The 25116-nt window shown below is 72.3% G+C and carries 17 protein-coding genes and 1 pseudogene; 4 read left to right on the forward strand and 14 right to left on the reverse strand.

The window, feature by feature from the left end; genetic code table 11:
- Positions 1-257 precede the first annotated feature (257 nt).
- The 7 genes from OG310_RS05865 to katG form a co-directional block, all read right to left on the reverse strand.
- On the reverse strand, positions 258-4094 hold the full coding sequence (locus tag OG310_RS05865) for a GH92 family glycosyl hydrolase (protein WP_329454807.1): 3837 nt from the start codon (positions 4092-4094) through the stop codon (positions 258-260).
- A gap of 890 nt (positions 4095-4984) precedes the next feature.
- Positions 4985-5809: a hypothetical protein gene (locus OG310_RS05870; RefSeq protein ID WP_329454808.1), complete on the reverse strand. Its 825-nt coding sequence runs from the start codon at positions 5807-5809 to the stop codon at positions 4985-4987.
- A 242-nt stretch (positions 5810-6051) separates the two neighbouring features.
- A complete protein-coding gene (locus tag OG310_RS05875; RefSeq protein ID WP_329454809.1) occupies positions 6052-6963 on the reverse strand; it encodes a LysR family transcriptional regulator in 912 nt (303 codons plus the stop codon).
- 364 nt (positions 6964-7327) lie between these two features.
- Entirely contained in the window at positions 7328-7732 is a 405-nt protein-coding gene (locus OG310_RS05880; protein ID WP_329460038.1) for an NADPH-dependent FMN reductase, read from the reverse strand.
- Positions 7729-7941: an NADPH-dependent FMN reductase gene (locus OG310_RS05885; protein ID WP_329454810.1), complete on the reverse strand. Its 213-nt coding sequence runs from the start codon at positions 7939-7941 to the stop codon at positions 7729-7731. Before OG310_RS05885 ends, OG310_RS05880 begins: the two co-directional genes overlap by 4 nt.
- Positions 7942-7977: 36 nt before the next feature.
- Positions 7978-9309, reverse strand: a complete 1332-nt coding sequence (locus OG310_RS05890; RefSeq protein WP_329454811.1) for an NtaA/DmoA family FMN-dependent monooxygenase — start codon at positions 9307-9309, stop codon at positions 7978-7980.
- A 570-nt stretch (positions 9310-9879) separates the two neighbouring features.
- Positions 9880-12102 (reverse strand): catalase/peroxidase HPI, encoded by a 2223-nt coding sequence (gene katG / locus OG310_RS05895; RefSeq protein WP_329454812.1) that lies wholly within the window; start codon positions 12100-12102, stop codon positions 9880-9882.
- A gap of 342 nt (positions 12103-12444) precedes the next feature.
- Here katG and OG310_RS05900 point away from each other — a divergent pair, with 342 nt between their 5' ends.
- On the forward strand, positions 12445-12864 hold the full coding sequence (locus tag OG310_RS05900) for a Fur family transcriptional regulator (protein ID WP_329454813.1): 420 nt from the start codon (positions 12445-12447) through the stop codon (positions 12862-12864).
- Between the two features lie 322 nt (positions 12865-13186).
- Here the strand turns inward: OG310_RS05900 and OG310_RS05905 are convergent, their stop codons facing one another.
- The 5 genes and pseudogenes from OG310_RS05905 to OG310_RS05930 form a co-directional block, all read right to left on the reverse strand.
- The gene (locus OG310_RS05905; protein WP_329454814.1) at positions 13187-13645 is read right to left on the reverse strand and encodes a VOC family protein; all 459 of its coding nucleotides are present in this window, start codon (positions 13643-13645) and stop codon (positions 13187-13189) included.
- Positions 13646-13760: 115 nt separating this feature from the next.
- On the reverse strand, positions 13761-14705 hold the full coding sequence (locus OG310_RS05910) for a DUF5996 family protein (RefSeq protein WP_329454815.1): 945 nt from the start codon (positions 14703-14705) through the stop codon (positions 13761-13763).
- 543 nt (positions 14706-15248) lie between these two features.
- Positions 15249-15425 carry a hypothetical protein gene (locus OG310_RS05915; protein WP_329454816.1) on the reverse strand — a complete coding sequence of 59 codons (177 nt, stop codon included), beginning with the start codon at positions 15423-15425 and terminating at the stop codon, positions 15249-15251.
- Positions 15426-15565: 140 nt separating this feature from the next.
- Positions 15566-16729 carry an FUSC family protein gene (locus tag OG310_RS05920; protein WP_329454817.1) on the reverse strand — a complete coding sequence of 388 codons (1164 nt, stop codon included), beginning with the start codon at positions 16727-16729 and terminating at the stop codon, positions 15566-15568.
- 400 nt (positions 16730-17129) lie between these two features.
- Positions 17130-19258 (reverse strand): annotated as a pseudogene (locus tag OG310_RS05930) (SpoIIE family protein phosphatase).
- Between the two features lie 313 nt (positions 19259-19571).
- On the opposite strand from OG310_RS05930, the gene OG310_RS05935 reads away from it, so the two are divergent.
- From OG310_RS05935 to mug, 3 genes are all read left to right on the forward strand, one after another.
- Complete coding sequence (locus tag OG310_RS05935) at positions 19572-20201, forward strand: TetR/AcrR family transcriptional regulator (protein WP_329454819.1); 630 nt, start codon at positions 19572-19574, stop codon at positions 20199-20201.
- A 461-nt stretch (positions 20202-20662) separates the two neighbouring features.
- Positions 20663-21430 (forward strand): SDR family oxidoreductase, encoded by a 768-nt coding sequence (locus OG310_RS05940; RefSeq protein WP_329454820.1) that lies wholly within the window; start codon positions 20663-20665, stop codon positions 21428-21430.
- Between the two features lie 298 nt (positions 21431-21728).
- The gene (mug, locus tag OG310_RS05945) at positions 21729-22316 is read left to right on the forward strand and encodes a G/U mismatch-specific DNA glycosylase (protein ID WP_329454821.1); all 588 of its coding nucleotides are present in this window, start codon (positions 21729-21731) and stop codon (positions 22314-22316) included.
- A gap of 40 nt (positions 22317-22356) precedes the next feature.
- Here the strand turns inward: mug and hydA are convergent, their stop codons facing one another.
- Positions 22357-23760: a dihydropyrimidinase gene (gene hydA / locus OG310_RS05950; protein ID WP_329454822.1), complete on the reverse strand. Its 1404-nt coding sequence runs from the start codon at positions 23758-23760 to the stop codon at positions 22357-22359.
- 94 nt (positions 23761-23854) lie between these two features.
- Positions 23855-25102 (reverse strand): aspartate aminotransferase family protein, encoded by a 1248-nt coding sequence (locus OG310_RS05955; RefSeq protein ID WP_329460039.1) that lies wholly within the window; start codon positions 25100-25102, stop codon positions 23855-23857.
- Positions 25103-25116 lie beyond the last annotated feature (14 nt).

The raw sequence follows: 25116 nt of genomic DNA on the forward strand, positions 1-25116 counted from the left end.
CAGGGGTGGGTTCAGGTGCCCAGGCGTGGGTTCACCCGCCCGGATCGACGCCCACCGTCCCGGCCACCCAGGGCCGCACCCGCACCGGCCGCTTCGCAGCACTTCGCCCCGCCTGGCTGCTCGCTCGGCGGGGCGAAGTGGTCAAGGGCCCGCATCAGCCGACGGCGTCGGGCCGATTCGGACGGGGCCGTGCCGCTCGTCGCGGCGGCCGGGTCCCGCCGGTGCGCGGCGGGACCCGGACCGGACACGACGGGCCGTCAGTGCAGCAGCTCCACCTCCGCGAGGCTGCTCTCGTGGTCGGCCACCAGCCGGTAGTGGGTGTACGCGCCGGGATGCGCGACGGTGAACGGCCGCGTCTGCTTGTCCCAGGTGAAGGACTGGCCCGAGCGCCGGTCCACCGTCGTCCAGTGGCTGCCGTCCGTGGAGCCCTGGAGCTGCCAGCCGTCCGGCGCCTTGGTGTGGTCCGAGGACGTCAGGGTGTACTGGGTCCCCTCGACCGCGGCGCCCGAGGTTCCGAGCGGCAGGTCCGTCGCCGTGAAGGTGGCGGCGGTGTCCGAAGTGTTGTCGAAGAGCGCGCCGGAGCCCGACAGTGCGTCGGTGCGCGGCGTCGGCGCCGTGTCGCCCTTGGTGATGGACGTCGGGCCGTCCTCGGCCCCGCTGCCCCACGCGGACGGCTTCGGGCCCATCGCGAAGTCGAGCGTCCCGCCCTTGGAGAGCAGGTCGTTCGGGAGGGACGTGGAGTCCCAGCGCTTGCCGTTGAACTTCACGCCCTGGATGTAGACGTTCTTCGTGTTGTTCTTCGGGGCGTTGACGGTCAGCGTGCGACCGCCGTCCAGGTGGAGGGTCGCCTGGGTGAACAGCGGGGAGCCGATGCTGTAGTCACCGCTGCCCATCACCAGGGGGTAGAAGCCCAGCGACGAGAAGATGTACCAGGCCGACTGCTCGCCGTTGTCCTCGTCGCCGTGGTAGCCCTGCCCGATGTCGCTGCCGGTGTACAGGCGGGACAGCACCTCGCGCACGTTGGCCTGGGTCTTGTAGGGCTGGCCGGCGGCGTCGTACATGTACGTGATGCCGTGCGAGGGCTGGTTGTTCTGGCCCAGCTCGCCCATCCGGGTGTCACGTGCCTCGGTCATCTCGTGGATGACACCGCCGTAGGCGCCGGTGAACTGCGCGGTCTCCGGGGTGGAGAAGAAGGTGTCGAGCTTCTTCGCGAGCCCGGCGCGGCCTCCGTACACGTCGGCCAGGCCCCGGGTGTCCTGGGGCACGGTGAAGGAGTAGCCCCAGCCGTTGCTCTCGGTGTAGTCGCCGCCCCATTCGCGCGGGTCGTACTGGTCGGCCGGCAGGTGCCAGTCGCCCTTGTCGTCGCGGCCCTGGAAGAAGCCCACCTGCTTGTCGTACAGCTCGACGTAGTCCTGGGACCGGTTGAGGAAGTACGAGGACTCTTCCTTGTACCGCTTCTTGCCCGTCTTCTTGTACAGCGCCGCGCCCATCTGCGAGATGCCGTAGTCGTTGACGTAGCCCTCCATCGCCCAGGAGAAGCCCTCACCGGTGCTGGTGGTGGTGTACCCGAGGAACGGCGAGGTGGCCATGCCCTTGCGGCCGACACCGGAGGACGGCGGCACGACGGTGGCGTTCTTCACCGCCGCGTCGTAGGCGGCCTCGGCGTCGAACTTCACGCCCTTGACGTAGGCGTCCGAGAAGGCCACGTCGGATGAGGTGCCGGTCATCAGGTCGGCGTAGCCCGGCGAGGACCAACGCGAGGTCCAGCCGCCGTCCTTGTACTGCTGCACGAACCCGTCGACCATCTCGCCCGCCTTCTTCGGCGTGAGCAGCGAGTAGGCGGGCCAGGTGGTCCTGTACGTGTCCCAGAAGCCGTTGTTGACGAACACCTTGCCGTCGACGATCTTCGCGCCGGTGTGCGTGGTGGTGTCCTGCCCCGGCATCGCGGAGAACGGGCTGGCGTACTGGTAGACCGGCTTCTTCTTCGTACCGGTGTTCTCGTAGCCGGAGTTCGGGTACAGGTAGAGCCGGTACATGTTGGAGTAGAGCGTGGTGAGCTGGTCCTCGCTCGCGCCCTTCACCGTGATCCGGCCCATGAGCTGGTCCCACTGCGCGCGGGCGTCGTCACGGACCTTCTCGTACGAGGTGCCGTCCGGGATCTCCTGCGCCAGGTTGGCCTTCGCCTGGTCGATGCCGATCAGCGAGGTCGCCATCCGCAGGGTCACGGTGTGGCCGTGCCGGGGCGCGAACGAGAGGTAGCCGGTCACACCGCTCGAACCGCTGTCCGTGACGGGCGCGTCGAACGTCCCGTAGACGAACAGCCGCGTCGCACCGGTGGACAGGCCGCTCTTGACGTCCGAGTAGCCGGTGAAGGTGCCGTTGTCCTTGTCGAGCGTGAGGCCGCCCTGCTGGGAGACGTTGTCGAAGATGACCGACGCGTCCTTGCCCGGGTAGGTGAAGCGCATCATCGCCGCGTGGTCGGTGGGCGCCACCTGCGCCTTCAGCCCGTTCTCGAAGGTGACGCCGTACTCGTACGGCCGCGCCTCCTCCTTGTCGTGGCTGAACGGCAGCGCGCGCCCGGTGCGCGAGGTGTCGGGCTTGCCCGAGGCGGCGGACGGCATCACCTGGAAGGTCTGCCGGTCGCCCATCCAGGGGCTCGGCTCGTGGCTGAGGCCGAGGGCCTGCATCTCGGGCAGGTTGTCCGCGTTGTTGGTGCTGGCGTAGTTGTAGAGCCAGCTGTCCGAACTGGCGTCGGTGACCGGCGTCCAGAAGTTGAAGCCGTTCGGCACGGCGGCCGCGGGGAAGTTGTTGCCCCGCGAGTAGTTGCCACTGGAGTTGGTGCCCCTGGTGGTCAGCGCGTAGTCCGCGAGGTGTGCCTTCGGCTTCGCGGGCGGTGTCACGGCGAGGCCGATGTCGTCCACCCACCCCTGGAACTTCGCGGGGCCCTTCGGGGCGTCGTACGCCACGAGGATCCGCGCCACGGTCTTCCCGGCGGCGACGTCGCCGATCAGGGAGGTCCGGTGGTTCCACTGGTTGACGTAGAGGGACTTCGAGTCGCCCTGGGCGCGCGGGCTGAGCCCGAAGCCGTTCTGGTCGACGGCACCCAGGTCGCTGAGGTACGTGCCGTCGGTGAAGGCCAGATCGACGGCGACGTTGGTGGCCTGGTAGTCCAGGTCACCGTTGGCCATCGCCGGGAACAGCTCGTACGACAGCTGCGTGTCGCGGCGCACCGCGACGTTCACGTCGAAGACCTTGTTGTACGAGAAGCCCCGGCCCGCGGCGGTCTGCGAACCGGCGTAGCGCAGCGCGCTCTTGCCGGTGAAGCCCATCCCGACCTTGGCGGTCGGCGAGGCGGCCGGTCCGCTGTCGACGCGGCTGAGCATCTGCGGGGCCGGCGGTGTGTCCGTGACACCGGTGACGAGCTGGAGGTCCGCCAGCTGGGTCGCGTCGGTGGCGCCGTTGTTGGCGGTCACATCGAGGCGGTAGTGGGCATACGCGGCCGGCGTGCCGGCCAGGTCGTAACTCACCGTCTGCTGCCGCTTGGCGAAGGACTGGCCGCTCTGCGTGTCGAGGGTCTTCCAGTCCTTGCCGTCCGTCGAGCCTTCCAGCGACCAGGACTTCGGGTCGCGCTCCGCGTGGTCGTTGGCGGAGGTCATGGCGTAGCTCGTCAGGGCGACGGGGGCGTCGAGGTCGTAGGTGACCCAGGCGGTGGGGGTGAACGCCAGCCACTTGCTGGACGAGTCGCCGTCGGTGAGGTTGCGGGCGACCTCACCGCCGCCGGTGTTCTCGTCGCTGGCGGCGACCGCGGTCACCCGGTCGTTCGTGTTGCCCGGAACGCCGCTCGTGAAGGTGCCGTTGACGCCGGAGACCTTCGGCGCCCCGCCGGGCCCGGTCTCGGCAGTGTCGGTCCACGTGGGAGCGGGGTCTCCGGTTTCGAAGGAGGAACTGAAGCCGGTCTTGGCCGGATGCGTGGCGGAGGCGGAGGAGGCGAGGGCCCCGCCCTGCGCCGACGCCACGAGCGCCAGAGCCGCCAGGCCCACGGTGAGAGCCCGTCTCCGCTTGCGGGGGCGGGCTGGGGGTTGCGGGTGCGGCATGCGTGGACTCCCCTAAGGGTCAGGACAACGTTGTCAGGTACCTGCTGGGTCACGCTATCGGGGCAAGAGTGGCGGCAGTCAAGGGTGTTGCACAGGAATCTCAGGGACTGGCAGGTCACGCCCGGGCCCGGACGCGCCGCGGGCTCCACCGCGGAGGACCCTCCCCGGCGACCCGAACCATGGATGTCCGGGCCCGCGCGCCTCCGGAGATCGTCGCGGGACACGCCAAGGCGCGAGCGCACAGGGGGCGTTCGGGCCGTGTCGCGGGCATATCGGGTCCCTGTCAGGTCGAGAAGGGTCCAGGGAGGGCGCCGCCACACGTGACGCCGTTCCGCTCACATCTCGACTCCTCGAACTCCTCCGCCCCCAGCGTGTAGGGCCGTTGGCCTTCACGCGGGCCAATGCGGCCTGCTGCGCGCACGGGCCGCCGCGCCCTTCGCCGGGCCCCGGCCAACCGGCCATCGGGGCGCGGCCGATGCGCCCTGTCGCACCGGGTGCCGCGCCGGTCAGGGCATCCCGCCGGTCAGCGCGCCAGCCGGCTGATGCTCACGTCCGGCCGAGCCCGGTGAGTGGAGTGCTCGCACGGCGCCGGCCCCACGACCCTTCCCCCACCCCCTTGTTCGGCGCGGCCCCTCCCCTACGGCCCCTTCAGCGCGGCCGGTCCCGTACGGCGCCGCCCACACCGAGCGGCCTCTCGGAACGTTTCTTCCACGCCGGCGGCCGGTCCGCCCGCCGGTCGCCACAGCCCCGTTCGGCGTAGCCCCTCCCGTACGGCCCGTTCAGAACGGCCCGTCCCGTATACGGCGCGGCCCGCACCGAGCGGGCTCTCGGAACGTTTCTCCACGCCGACGGCCGGTCCGCCCGCCGGTCGCCCCCGCGTCCTTCGGCGATCACGAATAGGCCGGGAACGGGGTGGTGTTGGCGAACGTGGCGTAGCCCTCCGCGTAGTACCTGCGGTGCCGGCCCGACTGGTTGTCCTCGACCACGGGGCTCTCGGGGACCGCGTCGTACTCCATGCCGAGCCGGCCCTCCTCGGCGAGCGTCTGGGTGCGCAGGAGCAGCGAGCGCAGGTCCAGGCCCAGTTCGGCGGCGACCGTGTGCAGGTCCAGGTTGGATCTCCAGCTCCAGACCAGGACGGAGTCCATGCTGGGGGACCAGGTCACGGTGTTCTGCATGTTCTGCATCGGTACGTTCTGCATCGCCTGCATGGTCTGCATGTCGTATTCCGTCGCCTCCTGGGACACCTGCGACACGGTCGGCGCCAGCAGGGCCTCCTTGCGCTGGTGCGGCAGTTGAGAGGACGAGGGGACCTCCTGCTCCAGCATCGGGTCGGCCAGCGGCTGGTTCAGGGACTGCCCCAGCGCCAGCTGTTCGGCCACCGCCTCCGACGAAGCCTGCAGGGCCGCGGACCCTGCCGCCTCCGCGCTCTCCCTGTTCTTGGACTGCGGGGCCCGGACCAGGAGTTCCTGGGCCACCTCGCGGGCGTCCGTCTTGCCGACGGTGCGCCGGGCCAGGCGCACCTCCCGCTCCCCCAGCCCCATCAGGTTCGCGACCGTTCCGTCGTCCCCGACCGTGACGGCGAAGGCCGCGAGGGTGCGGCTGCGCTCGATCTGCCGTTCGTCCAGGATCGCCTGGGCCTCTCGCACCTGCTCGTCACAGGCGCAGAAGGCCTCGGCCAGGACCGCGTTCCTGTCCCAATATTCACGTGGTTCCATGAGGGCGTTAACTGGGATGAAGCCAACATAACGTCGCGATTTATGGGAGACTACCCGAACGGGCTAATTGGGCATACTTGCGATGATAGTTGAGGGGCCGATCGAAGGGGCGCGACAGCGCGCCGACATCTACGACGGACTCACCCCGGCGGAACCGGACATGAGGGCCGCCGGTCCGCTGCGGCGGGGCACTCATCGGGCGAGCCCGGAAGCCGGGTGCCCGGCGAGGGGGCGCTGCGCCTTCAGTGACCGGTCAGCAGGTCCCGTGCCGTGTCGGCCAGGATGTCCAGCAGGTCGCGCAGCGGCGTTCCGGGCCCCGGCGCGGTGAGCGTCAGCGCGCTCACCCGGCGGGCGGGGGCGGGAGCGGCGACCCGGAGCACCGCGATGTCCTCGCGGTGCGGGAACAGCGACAGCGCGGGCGCCAGGCTGACCCCCATCCCCGCGGCGACCAGGCCCTGCAGCGACTGGTAGTCGTCGGTCGTGAAGGCGACGGCGGGTTCGAACCCGGCGATCCTGCACATCGTCTCGTAGGCGTCCGCGTAGGGGGCGCGGTGCGCGCGGACCACCCAGCGTTCCGCGGCCAGTTCACTGAGCGCGACCTCGTGCCGCCCGGCGAGGGGATGGTCGGCGGGGACGACGGCGCGCAACGGGTCGTCCGCCAGGTGCCAGGGGGCGAGCCCCGGGTCCGCGGGCTGGGGCGCGAAGTCGTACTCCCAGGTCAGCAGGGCGTGGAAGCGTCCCTCCCGCAGGCCGACGGGCGGATCGTCCGCGTGCACCGAGTTCAGCAGGACCCGAACATCGGGACGGCGGGCGCGGAAGGTCCGCAGGGCCAGGGGCAGCAGTTCGACCCCCGCGCTCGCGAACGCGCCCAGCCTGACCTCCCGTGAGCCGTCGGCGAAGGAACGTATCTCTTCCTCGACGGTGGTGAGCCGGCCGAACAGGTCCTTGGCGTGTGCGGCCAGGGCCGCGCCGGCGGGGGTGAGCCGGACACCCCGGGCGACGCGGCGCAGCAGCGGTACGTCCAGTTCCCGTTCCAGGGCCTGGACCTGCTGGGAGACGGCGGACTGGGTCAGGTAGAGGCGCTGCGCCGCGGCGGTCACGGAACCTTCCTCGGCTACGGCGAGGAAGACCTGGAGGCGCCGGACGTCCAGCACGGGCGGCACTCCCCTCCCGGCCGTGGCCGCGTCCTTGCAGGTTCCCGGTCCCTCGTGTCGGGACATCATGACCGATCACGGCGCACGGGGACAGAGGCCGTCGGGCGGCCCCGGACGCCGCGGAGGCAACCGGTGGCGGTACGGGGAGGCCCGCAGGCGACGCAGGGGCAGGGGTACGGGGCTCGCGCGTACGAGGAGGCCAACGTGCGCGGGGCAGGTCGCGCACGGCAAGCCGGCCGGGCCGCACGGCGCCCGGGGCCTCCTGAAGTCACCGCGAACCGGCATACGCGACCGGTCCGGAGGCGGGCAGCGCAGTCCGCCCCCGGGCCGGGGTCTTCGCGGTTCACGGCCGCGTACCGGTGATTCAGACGGAGCTCGACGCCCGCATCCGCGCGAACGAGGCGACCTGCCCGCCGAGCCCCGCCAGCTGGCCCGCCACCTTCGGGTCGAGTGCCTCACCGTCGGGCCCGAAGGGCTTCGCCGAGGAGTTGACCACCACGCCGAGCGGGGTCGGCCAGCCGCGCAGCGCGTGCACGGTGGAGCGCAGCGAGGTCAGCGTGGTCACCCCGGCCTGCCAGCCCAGGGTGGTCACGATGCAGCCGACGGCCTTGCCGTCCACGTACGGGACCGGGTCGGCGGCCAGTTCCTGCAGGTAGTCCAGGGCGTTCTTGAGCAGCCCCGAGGTGCCGCCGTGGTAGCCGGGGCTGGCGATGACGATGCTGTCCGCACGCCTGACCGCGTCGAGGAAGTACCTCGCCCGTGGGGTCAGGGGCCGGGATCGTACATGGGCAGTTCGAGCTCCGTGGCCGTGATGACCTCGGTGCGCGCACCGTGGTCGCGGGCGGCGCGCAACGCCACGTGCAGGGCCTGCTCGGAGGTGGAGCCGGGCCTCAGCGTGCCGCCGATGCCGAGGACGGTCGGGGAGCGGGCCACGTCCGGCAGGGTGGGCGTGTCCCTCGGGGCCAGGTCGTTGATCATGTCAGTCCTCGTCGTCCGTCGAGTGGAACTGCCGGCTCACGCCGCCGGTGTGGCGGCCGGGGAGGTCCCGGGTACGGGGCCCGCCGGGCCGATGCCCAGCGTCGCGCGCAGCGTGTCGTGCTCGTAGTCCTCGTGGAACAGGCCGCGTTCCCGGAGTTCCGGCACGAGCAGGTCGACCACGTCGTGCAGCCCGGAGGGCAGCATGTCGATCATGAGCGTGAAGCCGTCGGCCGCTCCCGCCGCGAGGCGCTCCGCCATGTCGTCGGCGACCTGTTCCGCCGTGCCGACGACCTGGTGGTGGCCGCCCCCGTACTGCGCGATCAGCTCACGTACGGTCAGGTCCTCGGTGACGGCGAGGTTGACGATGCTGCGGCGGAATCCGATGGATCCCTTGAACTCCTCGTCGGGGCCCAGCAGATGAGCGGGGAACTTCTTGTCGAGTTCGAGCACGTCCACCGGCAGGCCGACCCGCTTGGCGAGCTTGCGCAGGTTGGGCCCCGTACCGAAGACCTCGTCGAGGTGGTCCTTGCGCTTCTGCGCCTCGGCCTGGGTCCGGCCGAGTACCAGCGAGATCCCGGGGAGGATCTTGATGGAGTCGGGGTCGCGGCCGTACGCGGCGGCCCGCTCCCGCATGTCGGTGCGGAAGTCCACCGCGTCCTGCAGCACGTGCTGTGCGGTGAAGACGACGTCCGCGTACTTGGCCGCCTGGTCCCGGCCGCGCGGCGAGGAGCCGGCCTGGAAGATGACGGGCCGGCCCTGGGGCGTACGGGGGAAGGGCAGCGGGCCGCGCACGGAGAAGTACGTGCCGGTGTGGTTGATCTCGCGCACGAGGTCGTCCCTGGCGAAGACGCCGTTCTCCTTGTCTCCCACCAGCGCGCCGTCCTGCCAGCTGTCCCACAGCCGCAGCACGACGTCGATGAACTCGTCGGCGCGGGCGTAGCGCTGTTCGTGGTCGAGGCTCTCGCCGCCGCCGTACTGCTCGACGACGGTCGGGTTCTGGGTGGCGATGGAGTTCCAGCCGACGCGTCCGCCGGTGAGGTGGTCGAGCGTCGCGAACCGGCGGGCCAGGTCGTACGGCTGGTTGTACGTGGTCGAGGCGGTCCCGACCAGGCCGATCCGGTCCGTCACCCCGGCCATCAGCGCGAGCACGGTCGCCGTGTCCAGGGCGCCGCACGGCCGTTCGGTGCCGACCTCCTGGTTCGTCATCTGCTCCGCGAGGAAGACCGCGTGCAGCTTGCCCGCCTCCGCGGTGCGGGCGATGTCCTTGTACATCGCGGACGACAGGTAGTCGGACGCCTTCCCGTCCCGCGCCATCCAGGCGCCCGTGTGCATGCCCAGGCCGTGCATGAGTGCCGCGGTCAGAATCATCGAGGAATTCTCCGTTCCGGGTTCTCAGCGGGCCGCGGACGCTTCCGATCGCCGCAGGCGGGAGACCGTGCTGGGCCGTCGGGCCACGCTGTGGGGCTGCCGTACGACGACGCTACGAGCACCTGCGGCGGCGCACCAGGGACCGCCTTCTACTGGCAGCGTTCAGCAGAACTGATGCATGGACCGGCACCGCACGGGGCATCACAGCACCGCTCCGGGCCCGCCCCCGACCGCGGTTCGGCCGCGCGCCGGGCCCTCGCCCCGACGCGGTGCGGACCGATGGGCGCTCCGCCACCGAGGGGCGCTCCGCCACCGCCGAGGCACGCCACCACTGTCCGCCCGTACGGCATCGCCCGCCGGTGAAGCCTCCGGGACTGCGGTACCGACGGCAGCCCACGGATGGGCTCACGGCGCCCAGGAACGGGCGGCGCCCAACGCGTGGGCGGGCGAGGCGGCGGGAGCGCGGCCGGAACACCCGGTCGCGCGACGCCGCACCGCCCCGGACACACCGCCGGCCCGTCGCCCCGCCGTGGTGGCGGGGCGACGGGCCGGGTACGACGGCCGCGGGGATCAGGCGACGTCGTAGCGGTCCAGGTCCATCACCTTGCTCCAGGCGGCGGCGAAGTCGCGGACGAACTTCTCCTTCGCGTCGTCGCTCGCGTACACCTCGGCGAGCGCGCGGAGTTCGGAGTTGGAGCCGAAGACGAGGTCGGCGCGGGTGCCGGTCCACACGACCTCGCCCGAGGCGTCGACGGCCTCGTAGCCGTTGCCCTCGCCCGCGGCCGGACGCCAGGTCGTGTCGAGGCCCAGCAGGTTGACGAAGAAGTCGTTCGTCAGCACACCCGGGGTGGCGGTGAGGACACCCGCAGCGGACTGGCCCGTGTTCGCGCCCAGCACCCGAAGGCCGCCGACGAGGACGGTCATCTCGGGGGCGCTCAGCGTCAGCAGGTTGGCGCGGTCCACGAGCAGGTACTCGGCGGGCAGGCGGCTGCCCTTGCCGAGGTGGTTGCGGAAACCGTCGGCAGCCGGCTCCAGCGCGGCGAACGACTCCGCGTCGGTGTGCTCCTCCGTCGCGTCGACGCGGCCCGGCGTGAAGGCGACCTCGACGGCCTGCCCCGCGTCACGGGCGGCCTTCTCGACCGCCGCGGTGCCGCCGAGCACGATCAAGTCGGCCAGCGAGACCGTCCTGGCGCCCGTGTCGAACTCCGCCTTGACGCCTTCCAGGACGCCCAGCACCGAGGCCAGACGCTGGGGGTCGTTGGCCTCCCAGTCGCGCTGCGGCTCCAGGCGGATGCGGGCGCCGTTGGCGCCGCCGCGCTTGTCGCTGCCCCGGAAGGTCGAGGCCGACGCCCACGCGGTGAAGACCAGGTCCGCCACGCCCAGGCCCGAGCCCAGCAGCTTCTCCTTGAGTGTCGCGACATCCTCGGCGGTGAGCGGCTCGCCCTCGGCCTCGGGCAGCGGGTCCTGCCACAGCAGCGTCTCCGCCGGCACTTCCGGGCCCAGGTAGAGCGACTTGGGGCCGAGGTCGCGGTGGGTCAGCTTGTACCAGGCGCGGGCGAAGGCGTCCGCGAACTCCGCCGGGTTCTCGTGGAAGCGGCGGGAGATCTGCTCGTAGACCGGGTCGAAGCGCAGCGCCAGGTCGGTCGTCAGCATCGACGGGGCGATCTTCTTCGAGGCGTCGTGGGCGTCCGGGACGGTGCCCTGGCCCGCGCCGTCCGTCGGCGTCCACTGGTGGGCGCCGGCCGGGCTGCGCGTCAGCTCCCACTCGTAGCCGAAGAGGTTGTCGAAGAAGTCGTTGCTCCACCGCGTCGGGGTGCTGGTCCACGTCACCTCAAGGCCCGAGGTGATCGCGTCGGCGCCCGCACCGGTGCCGAAGGTGTTGCGCCAGCCGAGGCCCTGCTCCTCCAGGCCGGCCGCCTCCGGGTCGTCGCCCACGTGGTCGGCGGGGCCGGCCCCGTGGGTCTTGCCGAAGGTGTGACCGCCCGCGATGAGCGCCACCGTCTCCTCGTCGTTCATCGCCATGCGGCGGAACGTCTCACGGATGTCACGCGCGGAGGCGAGCGGGTCCGGGTCGCCGTTCGGGCCTTCGGGATTGACGTAGATGAGGCCCATCTGCACGGCGCCGAGCGGCTCTTCCAGCCGGCGGTCGCCCGTGTAGCGCTCGTCGCCGAGCCACGTGGTCTCCGGGCCCCAGTACACGTCGTCCTCGGGCTCCCAGACGTCCACGCGGCCGCCGGCGAAGCCGAAGGTCTCGAACCCCATCGACTCCAGGGCCACGTTGCCCGCGAGAATCAGCAGGTCGGCCCAGGACAGGCTCTGGCCGTACTTCCTCTTCACGGGCCACAGCAGACGGCGCGCCTTGTCGAGGTTGACGTTGTCCGGCCAGCTGTTGAGCGGAGCGAACCGCTGCTGCCCCGCGCCCGCGCCGCCGCGGCCGTCACTGATGCGGTAGGTGCCCGCGCTGTGCCACGCCATGCGGACGATGAGCGGCCCGTAGTGCCCGAAGTCGGCCGGCCACCAGTCCTGCGAGGTGCTCAGGACCTCCGCTATCTCGTGCTTCACGGCCGGGAGATCGAGCGTCGCGAACGCCCCGGCGTAGTCGAAGTCCTCGCCGAGCGGGTTCGTCACGGGCTGGTTCTTGGCGAGGATCTTCAGGTTGAGCCGCTCGGGCCACCACTGCCGGTTGCCACCGCCCTGGGTCGGGTGCGGGGCGCGGGCGGTGTGCACGACCGGGCAGCCCCCCGCCTCCTCGGTTTTCGGATCGGTGACTATGGCGTCGTGGTTCTCAGTCATGTAAATCCTTCCGGACCGGGGCGGATCCGGTACTTGGGGGACGTGCGGACGGTGGCACCCCGCCGGGGGCGTCCCCGACGGCAGGGACCGGGGGCATGCCGGAGCGGCCGTGACGGGTGGGGCCTGTGGGGCGGCGGACACGAGAGGGCGTACCTGCCGCGGCCGCCCCGCCCGCGGTGGTCCCATCCCCTCGTCAACTGCTGTCCCGGCCGTCCCGTTCCTTGGCTGGTGCCGGAACCGATCCTACGATGGACCCAGTCCAAGTCAAGAAGTACGGGTCTCGTGACCGGCCGGGAAGGCCGTCCGGGCGCAGACCCGCACCATCCGAGGAGGTGGGCCCAGATGAGCGACCTGATCGACCGGCTGCGCGGACGGGGATGGCGCATGACAGCGCAGCGGCGCGTCGTCGCGCAGGTCCTCGACGGCGACCACGTGCACCTCACCGCCGACGAGGTGCACGTCCACGCCGCGCGGCTGCTGCCCGAGATATCCCGGGCGACGGTCTACAACACCCTGGGCGAGATGGTCTCCCTCGGCGAGGTCATGGAGGTCTCCACCAACGGCCGCGCCAAGCGCTACGACCCCAACGCCCGCCGCCCGCACCAGCACCTCGTCTGCTCCGGCTGCGGCACCATCCGCGACGTCCACCCGACAGGCTCCCCCCTCGGCGACCTGCCCGCCGCCGAGCGCTTCGGCTTCACCGTCACCGCGGCCGAGGTCACCTACCGGGGCCTGTGCCCGGCCTGTACGGGCGCCGCTTAGTTGCCCTGTCCGGCGGATCCCGCGGCCGTCGTGGTCCCCGCGCGACGTCAGGGTCCTGGAGCGGCGGGGAGATCCGAGGAACCCGGTGCGGCTCCGGGACCTGGCTGCATCTGCCGAAATCCGGTCAGTGCGGCGGGCGTTGAGTGCGTCGCCGCAGGATCACCGACGGATCGTACGACGGCTCGGCCCCGGGGCGGGGCCGCCCGCGCGTCCCGGTCCGTGGAAGCTCGCGTACGAACACGGCGGACGCCGGCGGCTGCGCACCTGACCCGTCGGCGGGGCCCCGGCTCTCGGCGCCGCGGTCCTGCGGCGCTCCCCCGGCTCACGCTCCCGGCGGGCCGTCCCGATCCGCGAAGATCCCTTCCAGCATGCCGGTGGCCTGCCCGACCTCCACCAGGTAGCCGTCCGGATCCTTGACGTAGCAGCGGAGTTCGGCCTTGCGGTCGAGGGGCTCGGTGAGGAAGCGCGCGCCCTTCGCGGACGCCTGCTCGTAGAAGGCCCAGATGTCGGCCACCCGCACGTTGAGGAACGAGGAGACGGGGTCGCCGGGTTCGGGTGCGGTGAGGACGACATCGGGTTTGTCGGGGGTGGGGCCCCCGCCCGGGTTCATGATGATCCAGCCGTTCGCGATCCGCACGATGCAGGGGTTCTCCTCCAGCACCACCTGACCGCCGAAGACGTCCGCGTAGAAGCGCCGCGAGACCGCGACGTCCCGCACGGTCAGGAAGTGGGTCAGCACCAGCCCCTCGGCGGGCGTCGGCCAGTCGTCACGGGAGGTCATGGGGCGTTCCTTCCCTTCGTGTGCGGGCGCCGCGAGGTGTTCCCGGCCGGGAACGAGTCGCGGGCGGCTGGTGTCCCCGGGCGTCGGTGCCCGTCATGTCCGGAGCAGCCGCGGCTCATCGGTCGGCCCAGCGCTCCGGATCGGTCTCCAGCGCGGCCCTGTCCCATCCGGCCTTCTCCGCTGCTGCCACATACGTGCTCCGCAGGAAACGCGTCAGCGCGCGGTCGGGGTCCTCGGCGCTACGCACCGCTTCGTACGGCAGCAGGAACTGCCCGTTCTCCCGGCTGTAGAAGGCCTCCGCGGGCTCGACCGGACTCCGGGCGAAGCCGTCAGGCTCGGGATAGGCGTACGAGTAGAAGGCCCCTTCGTCCCCGCCGCCCGGCCAGAACCCGCAACTGCTCAACTCGTGCGAGTAGCCCTCCCACATGACCCAGTCACCGCAGTTAGGCGCTCCCCCGGGGTGCTGGGGGGCGCGGCGCCCCGAGAAGCGGGTGCACGCCAGGTCCATGCCGCCCCAGAAGAAGTGGACCGGGCTGGCCTTGCCCGCGAAGGATCCGCGGAACTCCCCCAGGACCCGGTTCGCCTGGAGGAGTTGGCCCCAGAACAGCCGCGCGGCTCGCGGGTCGTACGTGTGGTGCTCGTAGTCCGCCGCGAACGGGACCGCCGGCTCGACCTCGTTCGGATGGCCCTGCAGGGTGGTGGGTACGCCCAGTTCCTCCAGTGCCCGCAGAATACTGCCGTAGAAGTCGGCCACCGGCATGGACTGAAGGGCGAAGTGGCGGAGACCGCCGTCGCTGGTGCGCAGCCGGAGCTCCTGGTCGACGAAGTCGAATTCGATGTCGAGGGCACCCGTGCCGTGAGGAATGGCGGAGGTGGTCAGTCCACGCGGTGTGACATACAGGACGACCTGCCACCAATGGTTGAGCAGGGGAGCGTGGGCCAGCCGGACCTTGCCGACGATCTGGGTCCACATGTGCAGCGTTTCGCGGGTCTCGGCCCATTCAGCGACGCGCAACCGCGGCCACGCCGTAGCGGTCCTGATGTCTCCCGTCGTCCCCATGACTGTGCTTCCTCAGCTCGGCAGCGTCGGACAACTCCCCGTCCCGCACGCGCCGCCACCTCCGCCGACCCGTTCGTACCGGGCCCGCGTCCCCGGCGCGCCGGGTGGGCCGGGGACACGTCACGAAGGTCCCGCCGCGACGGGTCCGGGCGGTCGGCCGCCGGCACGAGCGGACCGGCCAGGAGGCTCGGCCGGAGCGGCGTGCCACGTGCGACGGCCGATCTCCGCCTCTCCACCTTGCACAGCGCGCTCGCGGCCCTGCAACTCGGAGGCCGCTCAGGGCAGGATTTCCCGGCCGGGCGCCCGGAGCCGCCCACGCCGTGCGGCTCCACCTCAGGTCGAAACGCCGTGGGTGCCGGCCGGCGGTCCGGCTGCTCCCGGTCACGCGCCACGCGTCACCGCCACCCGGAGCGCCGGACAGCGCCCGGGTCCCCGCTCCGGCTCAGCGGTGGGCCGACAGCATCCCTCAGAGGGGCTGACGGACGCCGTCCGTCAGGGGGACCTCCGACGGCGTCCGTCAGAGGGGACCTCCGACGGCGTCCGTCAGGGAAAGAGTGCGATGCCCACGACGACGAGGGCGACGACCACCACCACGATGGCCACCGCGCCCCACGTCTTTCCGCCCTTGGGCGACCGAGCGGCCCCTCCCCGCGGCCGGTCCTCGGGGAGAGTCGGGTGGTTCGGACGGTCATGTGTATAGAAGTCGTCGTTCTGCGCCATGGCTCCGCCTCCCTTGTTGCGGTCAGGATCTTGTTCCCGTACCCCGGGGACGCCCTTCCATGACGGCTGACGTCGTCCGGCTGAGGCACCGCCACCTCCGTACCTGCCCCAGCCGCCCGCATCCCGGTCGCGGCGGCCGTCTACCCGCCGGCAACCGGCAGCTCCCGGACGTCCGCCCCGCCGCTCCCCCGCCCGTCCAGCAGCGACAGCAGTTGCCGGGTCTCCGTCAGCAGGCCGCCGCAGACCGCCGCCGCCGGGGCCGGCTGCCGCGGCAGGTCGTCCGCCAGCGACTCCAGGACGGACCAGGCCTCCCGCGCCGACTCGGCCTCCCTGGGGTCGCCGCCCGCTTCCCGCGGGGCGTCGGCCCACGCCGCGCACACCTGCGAGACGCGCCCCGCGAGGGCCGCGTAACGCTCCAGGAAGCCCGAAGGCAGGACGGCGAGGGCGAGTTGCTCCCCCGTCGCGTTCGACAGGATGCGTACGACGGCCGCGAGGTGACCCACGACCGCGCGCCAGCGGGCATCCTCCTCAAGGGGCGGCGGCTCGGGACCGGGCCGACGGCGCAGCCGCAGAACGGGGTTGACGCGCAGGCTCTCCGCGGTCCACTGCCGCGCCTCGCTCACGGCCCCGACCAGGCTCTCCAGGCGGCGCAGCCGGTCCCGGGCCTGTCCATCGTCGTAGTCCGGCCCCCGCTCCTTAAGGTCCTCGGCCATCAGAGCGAGCAGTTCGGCGCTCCCGCGGGCGAGCCGCCGCGTCTGGTCGCGCACGTTGCGCAGGTGCACCGGGGGCAGGACGAACGCGTTCACGCCGATGCCGATCACGGCCCCGACGGCCGTCTCCGCCAGGCGGTAGCCGAGCGCGGGCAGTGCGTACGTGCCGTAGGTGATCACGAAGAGGGCCGTCGTCGCCCCGTAGATGCCCTGCCGTCCGAGGCGGCGGTACGTGCCGACCAGGACGAGGAAGGGCAGGGCCAGCGCCATCGCACCGAGGGTGCTGCCTCCGGTGACCGCCATCGCGACGGAGGCGGCCATCGCCCCCACCACCATCACGGCGAACTGCTGCAGCCCCGAACGTACGGAGCGGTAGACCGTCCCGTCCACCAGCGCCAGCGCCGTCCAGGGCGCCAGCAGGGCGAGCGGGGCCTTGAACCACCAGCCCACCAGCGCCCAGGCGAGCACCGCGGCGGCGGCTGCCTTCAGCGCCTGCACCATCGAGTCCCGCTCGGGTCCCGGACGCGCCAGGGCGTGGCGTGCCGTCCGGCCGACGGCGGCCGCCTCCCACCTGATCCACGGACCGACCCCCACCGCTCCTCCGTTCACGACGCCCGGCACACCGCCTTCGCGCGCGAGTGCGGCCTTCGCGCACGTGCCGCGGGATCACGGCGGCGGGCAGAACCCGTGTGGCCCGGATGAGGCCCCCCAACCCCGCGGTCACGGTGGGATGGATCACTGGGCAGGGAAGTGCGGCGGCGAGCGGCGTTACGCGCTCGGCCGGTACGCGGAGTCGAGAGAAGGGGATCGGGCCGACGGACGGCGGGCGCGGAGGCCCGGGGTGGTGGGTGGGGCCTGACTGCCACGGGCCGGGGGCGAGCCGGTATCAGGGCCCCTGTGCTGCTTTCGGACTCGGCCGCCGCGCCCGGCGGGCCCGCTCCGGCGGACCGTCGGCGTCGTACGCGCGGGGTCGTTCAGGGCAGCCGCGGGTCGTTCAGGGAGCCGTGCCTGCCGTGCCGCACTGCATCAGCAGCAGCGCGATGTCGTCCGCGCTCTCCGGGACAGCGGTCCGTTCCGCACGTTCGACGATCATGTCGGCGAGCACGTCCAGCGGCTCGTTGGGCGCCTCGGCGAGCTGCTCGGCCAGCCGGTCGATGGAGAGGCCCACGTCGACGCCGGGCCGCTCCACGAGGCCGTCCGTGTAGAGGGCGAGCAGCCCGCCGGGCCGCAGGTCCACCTCGACGGTCTCGAAGCGCGCGTCCTCCTGAACACCGAGAAGCAGCCCGGGGGGGAGGTCCAGCACTTCGGTGCGGCGCGAGGCATGGCGCAGGACCGGCGGCGGGTGTCCGGCACAGGCCAGCAGGATGCGATGCCCGGCGACGTCCACGTGGGCGTAGAGGCAGCTACAGAACAGGGGGTGTTGAGCTCCAGCAGCAGCTGGTTGGTGCGGGCGAGGACCTCTTCGGGCGGCGCGCCCGTCCGCGCGTTGCTGTGCACGGCGGTGCGGATCTGGCCCATCAGGGCCGCGGCCTGGACGCTGTGCCCCTGGACGTCGCCGATCACCGCCGCCGCCCCGTCCTCGCCGAAATCGATCACGTCGTAGAAATCGCCGCCCACCTCCAGCGTGTGCGTCGCGGGAAGGTAGCGCGCGGCCACGTCGAGGCCGGCCACCCGGGGCAGATGGCGCGGCAGCAGCCCGTCCTGGAGGCCGCGGGCCGCGCGCACGTTGGCGTCGTAGAGCCGGGCGCGGTCCAGTGCCTGCGCGATCATCCCGGCCAGCGAGGTGAGTTCCGCGCGTTCGTCCGGGGTGAAGGGGCGCGGCTTGTCGTATCCCAGCACCAGGGACCCGAAGGTGCTGCCGGATACCGTAAGCGGCAGGAAGGCGAACGCGCCCATCTCCCGGTAGGGCCGGTGCTGCGGGTAGGCGCGTACCAGCTCGGCGTTGGTGGGGTGGAAGCCCGGGACGCCGGTCTCCATGGTCCGTATGCCTTCGGTGCGGTCCGCCATCGGAAGGCTGTTGAAGTACCCCCGCATCTCCGGTGGAAAACCCCGCGACCCCACCACCCGCAGCCTGCCCTCGTCGGAGAACAGCAGGGCCAGCCCCTCGGCGGCGAGAACGGGCCGCATCTGCTCCATGAGGGATTCGGCCACCTCGCTGACGCCCGTCGCCTCGGTGAGTGCGGAGGCCAGGTGCAGCAGGTGGAAGAGGGTGCCCGCACGGGCGGGCCCGGTGGGGAGGGTCTCCTCGGCCGGTTCCGCTTCCTCCTCGCCGTCCGAGCTGTCCCTGGTCCGCACCCGCACGCTGATGCCGGTGGCATCCGGGTAGAGCAGGAACGACAGCCACGCGCCGTCCGGCCTGCGGGCGGCGAACCCGGTGGGGCGGCGGCTGAAGACCGCGGCGACGAAGGCGTTCTCGTAGACCGGGTCGTTGAGCCACGGCAGGACGTCCCAGGGCTCGGCGTTCAGCAGGTCGGCGCGGTCCCGGCCCAGCAGCCGTGCGGCCCGTTCGGTGAGAAAGGTCATCCGGCCACGCAGGTCGAGGGCGAGCAAGCCGTCCGTGAAGCGCTCCGCGAGGGCGGCCGCGGGGTCGGCGGGAGAGGCCGGCGGCTCCATGAGCAGTGGCTCTTCCCTCGGGCGCACCGGCCGCCCGCGTGCCGATGCGTTCCGCAGCACCTCGGCCATCCGGTCGGCGTTCGCACTGATCGACTCCCGCTCGGCGCCGGGCAGCTCCGGACGGCTGCCCGGCCACAGCAGGATCAGGGCGCCCCAGCACTCTCCGGCGGCCATCAAGGGAACGACGTACATCGCGACGGAGTATGGAAAGGCGAGAGCGACGCGGGGAAAACGGCGGGCGAGTTCCTGCTGGTCGGCGAGGTATACGGGGCTCCCGGAGCGGACCGCCTCGGGCACCGGCGCGGGCGCCGCCACCGCGAGCCGCGCCCAGGGCCAGGCCAGCCTCCCGGGTGCGCCCGTCACCGCCGTCATCTGCAGCACCTGCCGCTTCGGCACCAGGAGATACGTGACCCCTATGTGGGCGCCGGCGTCGCGCGTTGCACGGTCCAGCAAGAGATCGAGCCGTGCCGCCGCTGCCCGCGTCACGGCGCCGTCCTCGTTCTCGCGCACGCCTTCCCTCCCTCACGCGCCGATAGCCCTGATTGACATGAATTATCCCACTTTACTGATGAGCCGGCGGCGTCCGCCCGCCCGTCGGTACCGTTCGCATCCGTGCTGCGGGGGACGGACGCCGTGGTGCCGCCCGGCACCGAGCACCGCCCACCGCCACCCCGGCGCCTCGGCGCCCCGGCCTCGAAGGCGAGCATGCGCACATCCGCGCCGGGAGCCGAGCCGCGGCGAGAACCGGACCACCCCACGGCGCACCGCCCCGGTCCCGTTCTCGTACCGCGTTTCGGCGAACCGATCGGTATCCTCGGCTGTCATGGATACGGAAGAAGAGAGCCGGCGGATCCTGAAAGTGGCGCAGGACCTCTTCCATCGCGAGGGGATCACAGCCACGGGCGTCCAGCGGATCAGCACCGCCGCCGGGATCTCGAAGCGCACGCTGTACGAACGCTTCGACAGCAAGGACCACCTGCTGGAGCTGGTCCTGCGCGGTCTCGACATGCAGGTCTACGCGGGCTTCGTGGGCCAGGCCGAGACCGCCGGCGCGGACCCCGTCGCGCGACTGGACGCACTGTTCGCCGGAGCGGAGCGCCGGGCCGGGCAGGACGGCTTCCGGGGGTGCCCGTTCATCAACTTCGCCGCCGAGATCCCCGGGCCCGCGCATCCGGCGCGCGAGATCATCAAGGCCCACAAGGAACGCATGCGCGGCTGGATCGAGCAGCAGCTGCGCACCGCGGACGCCCGCGATCCGATCGGGCTCTCCCGGGAGTTGGCCGTCCTGTTCGACGGTGCGCTCGCGACGAGCGGGATCACCGGGGACGTGGGGCCCGCCAAGGCTGCCAGGAATCTGGCGGCGGCGAGGGTCCGCGAGGCCCTGCCCGGGGGCCCGGGCACCTCGGTCGGCTCCCCGTCCCCACGCCGGACGGCCGGCTCGACCCCGTCCTGAGCGACCCGCACGGGGCGCCCCGCCCGAGCGGCGGGCGGCGCCGGGCCGCCACCGGAGCGGCCTCCCCCGTCCGGGGCGGCGATTCGCGTCCGCCGCGGTGGGTCACGGCGTCCGCGGTGGGTTCCGGCATCCCCTGACGCCGCACGGCCCGTACGCCGGGGGTCAGTACGCCGGGGGTCCGGCGCCCGCACACGCGTCGGCCCGTCCGGGTCGTCCCGACGCGCCCTTCGTAAAAACCGATCGGTTTCGTGCCGGATGCGGCGAGTGCTACGTTGACACTGGAAACCGATCGGTTTCCGAGGGGCCCGGTCGCCGTGCCGACCGCAGGGGAGGGCGCCTGCTCTCCCGGACGGCGAGGCCGCCCCGGGAGTGGGAACCGCCCTCGCCCGCCCCTGACGAAGCGGGGTGCCCGGGCGGCGCCGCTCACCCGGCACCGCCCGGGCACCAGACAGGAGACCCGCATGTCCTCCGTGCTCATCACCGGCGCCTCCCGGGGTATCGGCCGGGCCATCGCGATCGAACTCGCCGGCCGCGGCCACCGGGTCATCGCCACCGCCCGCCGCCCGGAAACGCTCGACGACCTCCCCGTCGACCAGCGCCTGCGCCTCGACGTGACCGACCAGGACAGCGTCGACGCGGCCCTGCGCGAGGCCGGGGAGGTCGACGTACTCGTCAGCAACGCGGGCGGGACGGTCCGCTCGCCACTGGAGAACATCCCGCTGGCCGAACTGGAGGCCCTCTTCCAGCTCAACACCTTCGGCCCCCTGCGGGTGACCCAGGCGGTACTGCCCGCCATGCGCGAACGGGGCGCGGGCCGCCTGGTCTTCGTCTCCAGCATCCAGGGCCGGCTGGTCCTGCCGGTCATCGGCCCCTACGGCGCGAGCAAGTGGGCGCTGGAGGCGCTGGCCGAGACGCTGGCCATCGAGGCGGGGCACTTCGGCGTCAAGGTGAGCGTCATCCAGCCGGGCGCCGTCTCCTCCGGCGGCGCCGAGCAAGCCAGAACGTTCCGCAAGCAGGACGATCCCTACGGCCCGCTCTTCGACCAACTTCCCTCCCTGCGCGGCGCGTTCGTCACTCCTGAGGACGTCGCCGCCGCTGTCGCCGACACGGTCGAGCAGCCGGAGCCCCCGCTGCGCATACCGGTCGGGACGCCGGCCGCCACCGTCCTTCAGGCCCGCAAGGCGGCACCGGAGGACACATCCTTCCTGCCGGTCGCGCTCGACTGGTGAGGGCGCTCGCGCGGCGAGCGTCCACCGGCCGCCGGTCCGGTACGGGCAGGGCACCGGCCACCAGCACAGCCCGAAGCGCTCTCCGCCCCGGGCTGTGCGGCCCCTGCCGGCGGCGCGGGCCGCCCGTACCGGCGCGGGCCGCCCGCACGGCCGCGCACCACCCCTGCGGGCGTGGACAGCCCTCGTCTCGTACCGTGGGCGGAGCAGGTCAGGACGACAGGATCAGCACCGGTGCCTTCGCGCGCGGGAAACGCACGCCGGACGCGTACCGACGTACGAAGGGGGGCGGGCCACCGCCATGACCGGTGCGCGACCGTCGCGGAAACCGCCGCCGCCCCAGCCCGGCGACCCCGCCGGGCGGGGTGGACCGCAGCTCACCGACATCGTCGCCGACGATCTCTCCGTGCTGTTCGTCGGCATCAATCCCGGGCTCCCCTCCGCCGTCCTGGGCCACAATTTCGCGACGCCGGGCAACCGGTTCTGGCCGGCCCTTCACCGGGCGGGCTTCACCGCGCACCGCTTCAGAGCCGAAGAGGAGGAGGAACTGCTGCCTCTCGGCCTGGGCATCACCAGCATCGTCCGGCGGCCGACGGCGCGGGCGGCCGACCTCACGCGCCGCGAACTCGAAGAGGGCGGCGAGGACCTCCGGCGCAGGGCGTCGGCGCTGCGCCCCCGCTGGCTCGCCCTGCTGGGTGTCACCGGCTACCGCGCGGCGTTCGCCGCACCCGGGGCCACGATCGGACCGGCGCCCGCCCTGGGCGCCACGCGCGTGTGGGTGCTGCCCAATCCGAGCGGGCTCAACGCGCACTATCCGCCGGCCGCGCTGGCGAGCGAGTTCGCCCGGCTCCGTGCCGCCGCCGGCCTGCCCGACCGATCGGAGAGCTGACCGGGCAGGGCGGAGGCATCGTACGGGTCGTCCCCGCCGTTCAGTTCGCGTACTGGGAGATCCCCCGCGGCAGGTACGCCCCATGGCCCGCGTGCCCCACGTAACGGCGGTCGTCGATCACGGGAACGCCCCGGGAAAGGACGGTCTCCACCCGTCCCGTCACACGCTTGCCCTCGTACGCCGAGTAGTCGACGTTCATGTGGTGCGTCCCGGCGGACATGATCTGTTCGGCGTGCGGGTCGTAGACGACGATGTCGGCGTCGCCGCCCGGGGCGATCGTGCCCTTCTTCGGGTACAGGCCGAACATCCGCGCCGGTGCCGCGCAGGCCAGCTCGATCCAGCGGCGGCGGCTGATGTGCCCCTCCACGACGGCCTGGTGCAGGAGGTCCATGCGGTTCTCGACGCCCGGCATGCCGTTGGGGATCTTCGAGAAGTCGTCCCGGCCCCGTTCCTTCTGGCCGGTGAAGCAGAACGGGCAGTGGTCCGTCGAGACCACCTGGAGGTCGCCGGCGCGCAGCCCGCGCCAGAGCGCCTCCTGGTGGTCCCGGGGCCGCAGCGGCGTGGAGCAGACGTACTTGGCGCCTTCGAAGTCCGGCTCCGCGAGGTTGTCGGTCGACAGGAACAGGTACTGCGGGCAGGTCTCGCCGAAGACCGGCAGCCCCTTGTCGCGGGCCGCCACGATCTCCGCGAGCGCCTCCTCGGCCGACACGTGCACGATGTACAGCGGCGCGCCCGCCACCCGCGCGAGCTGGATCGCCCGGTGGGTCGCCTCGGCCTCCAGCAGCGCCTTGCGCACCTCGCCGTGGGTGCGGGGATCGGTGCGTCCCTCGGCCAGCGCCTGCTCGACGAGGACGTCGATGGCGATGCCGTTCTCCGCGTGCATCATCACGAGGCCGCCGTCGCGCGACGCCTGCTGCATGGCGCGCAGGATGCGGCCGTCATCGCTGTAGAACACGCCGGGGTAGGCCATGAAGAGCTTGAAGGAGGTCACGCCCTCCTGGACGAGCAAATCCATCTCCTTGAGCGACTGGTCGTTGACGTCGGAGAGGATCATGTGGAAGCCGTAGTCGATCGCGCACTTGCCGTCCGCCTTCGCGAACCACGCGTCGAGCCCGGCGCGCAGCGACTGCCCGCGTGACTGGATGGCGAAGTCCACGATGGTCGTGGTGCCGCCCCACGCCGCGGCGCGGGTGCCCGTCTCGAAGGTGTCGGAGGCGTACGTGCCGCCGAACGGCATCTCCATGTGGGTGTGCGCGTCGACCCCGCCGGGGATGACGTAGCGGTCGGTGGCGTCGATGACGGTGCCGGCCGTCCAGCCCGCCGCGATCCCGGAGCCGTGGGCGGCGAGAGCGACGACCCGTCCGTCCTCGATCAGGACGTCGGCGTGGGTCTCGTCCGCGGCGGTGACGACGAGACCGCCGCGGATGAGGGTTCGGGTGGTCATGGCACTCGCCTTCCCTAGGTCACGTCAGGTCGTCGCGGCGCGCCGCGCCCCGGGGGGCCGCCCGAGGTACACGGACGGCCCGTCGCCGGCTGCGTCAGGCGCTCCGCAGCGCGCGGTCCATGATCTTCGCGCCCTCCTCCGCCTCGGCTACCGTCAGGGTCAGCGGCGGGGCGATACGCAGCACGCTCGTGTCGTGACCGCCGCCCTTGCCGATGAGCAGGCCGCTTTCGCGGGCCGCCTCCTGCACCGCCGCCGCGCGCTCCGGGGACGCCTCGTCCGTGCCGGACCGGACGATTTCGAGGCCGGCCATCAGCCCCCGGCCGCGTACCTCCCGTACGAACCCGGTCCGTGCCGCCGTGGCGCGCAGCCGCTCCAGCAGCAGCCCGCCCACCCGGCGGGCGTTGCCCTGGAGGTCGTGCTCCAGCAGGTACGACAGGTTGGCGAGGCCCGCGGCCATGGTGACGGGGCTGCCGCCGAAGGTCGAGATGGAGTTGGTGTCGACGCAGTTCATGATGTCGGCGCGGGCGACGACACCGCCGACGGACATGCCGTTGCCGATGCCCTTGGCGAAGGTGAGGATGTCCGGCGGCCCGCTCGACGCGTGTGCCTGCCACCCCCAGAAGTGGTCGCCGGTGCGGCCCCAGCCGGTCTGCACCTCGTCGCTGATCCACAGGGTCCCGCGCTCGGCGAGCACCTCGCGGAAGGCCGCGTACAGCCCGTCGGGCGGCATCGTGAAGCCGCCGACGCCCTGCACCGGTTCGGCGATCAGCGCGGCGGGCGCCCGGCCGTGGCCGAGGAGGTCCCTGAGGTCGGCGGTGCACGCGGCGGTGAACGCCTCGTCGTCGAGGTGTGCGAACGGGCCCCTGCCGCGCACCGCACCGTGCACGTACGTCGTCTGCAGCGGCGAATAACTCGTGGGCGACCAGCCGCTGTTGCCGGTGACGGAGACCGTCGAGAAGGAGCGGCCGTGGTAGCTGTTGCGCATCGCGAGGATCTGGTTCGAGCCGCGGTAGGCGGTGGCGAGGAGCAGCGCCGTGTCGTTCGCCTCCGTGCCCGAGGTGGTGAAGAAGACCCGGGCGTCGGGGATGCCGGACAGGGCGGCGATCCGCTCCGCGAGCTCCACCATCGGCCGGTTGAGGTACAGCGTCGAGGAGTGGATGATCCGCGCGGCCTGCTCGGCGACGGCCTTGGTGACCTCGGGCAGCGCGTGCGCGGTCATGGTGGTGAGGATGCCGCCGAAGAAGTCGAGGTAGCGCCTGCCGTCCACGTCCCAGACGTGGCGGCCCTCGCCGTGGGTGATCTCCAGGGGCTCGGCGTAGTAGAGGCTGAGCCAGTCGGGCATGACCGCGCGGTGCC

The organism is Streptomyces sp. NBC_01497, assembly GCF_036250695.1.
In the GTDB taxonomy this organism is placed as follows: domain Bacteria; phylum Actinomycetota; class Actinomycetes; order Streptomycetales; family Streptomycetaceae; genus Streptomyces.

Coding starts and splice junctions, on each gene's coding strand:
- OG310_RS05865 (WP_329454807.1), bottom strand. CDS start 4,094: ATGCCGCACCCGCAACCCCCAGCCCGCCCCCGCAAGCGGAGACGGGCT.
- OG310_RS05870 (WP_329454808.1), bottom strand. CDS start 5,809: ATGGAACCACGTGAATATTGGGACAGGAACGCGGTCCTGGCCGAGGCC.
- OG310_RS05885 (WP_329454810.1), bottom strand. CDS start 7,941: ATGATCAACGACCTGGCCCCGAGGGACACGCCCACCCTGCCGGACGTG.
- OG310_RS05890 (WP_329454811.1), bottom strand. CDS start 9,309: ATGATTCTGACCGCGGCACTCATGCACGGCCTGGGCATGCACACGGGC.
- katG (WP_329454812.1), bottom strand. CDS start 12,102: ATGACTGAGAACCACGACGCCATAGTCACCGATCCGAAAACCGAGGAG.
- OG310_RS05900 (WP_329454813.1), top strand. CDS start 12,445: ATGAGCGACCTGATCGACCGGCTGCGCGGACGGGGATGGCGCATGACA.
- OG310_RS05905 (WP_329454814.1), bottom strand. CDS start 13,645: ATGACCTCCCGTGACGACTGGCCGACGCCCGCCGAGGGGCTGGTGCTG.
- OG310_RS05910 (WP_329454815.1), bottom strand. CDS start 14,705: ATGGGGACGACGGGAGACATCAGGACCGCTACGGCGTGGCCGCGGTTG.
- OG310_RS05915 (WP_329454816.1), bottom strand. CDS start 15,425: ATGGCGCAGAACGACGACTTCTATACACATGACCGTCCGAACCACCCG.
- OG310_RS05935 (WP_329454819.1), top strand. CDS start 19,572: ATGGATACGGAAGAAGAGAGCCGGCGGATCCTGAAAGTGGCGCAGGAC.
- OG310_RS05940 (WP_329454820.1), top strand. CDS start 20,663: ATGTCCTCCGTGCTCATCACCGGCGCCTCCCGGGGTATCGGCCGGGCC.
- mug (WP_329454821.1), top strand. CDS start 21,729: ATGACCGGTGCGCGACCGTCGCGGAAACCGCCGCCGCCCCAGCCCGGC.
- hydA (WP_329454822.1), bottom strand. CDS start 23,760: ATGACCACCCGAACCCTCATCCGCGGCGGTCTCGTCGTCACCGCCGCG.
- OG310_RS05955 (WP_329460039.1), bottom strand. CDS start 25,102: ATGCCCGACTGGCTCAGCCTCTACTACGCCGAGCCCCTGGAGATCACC.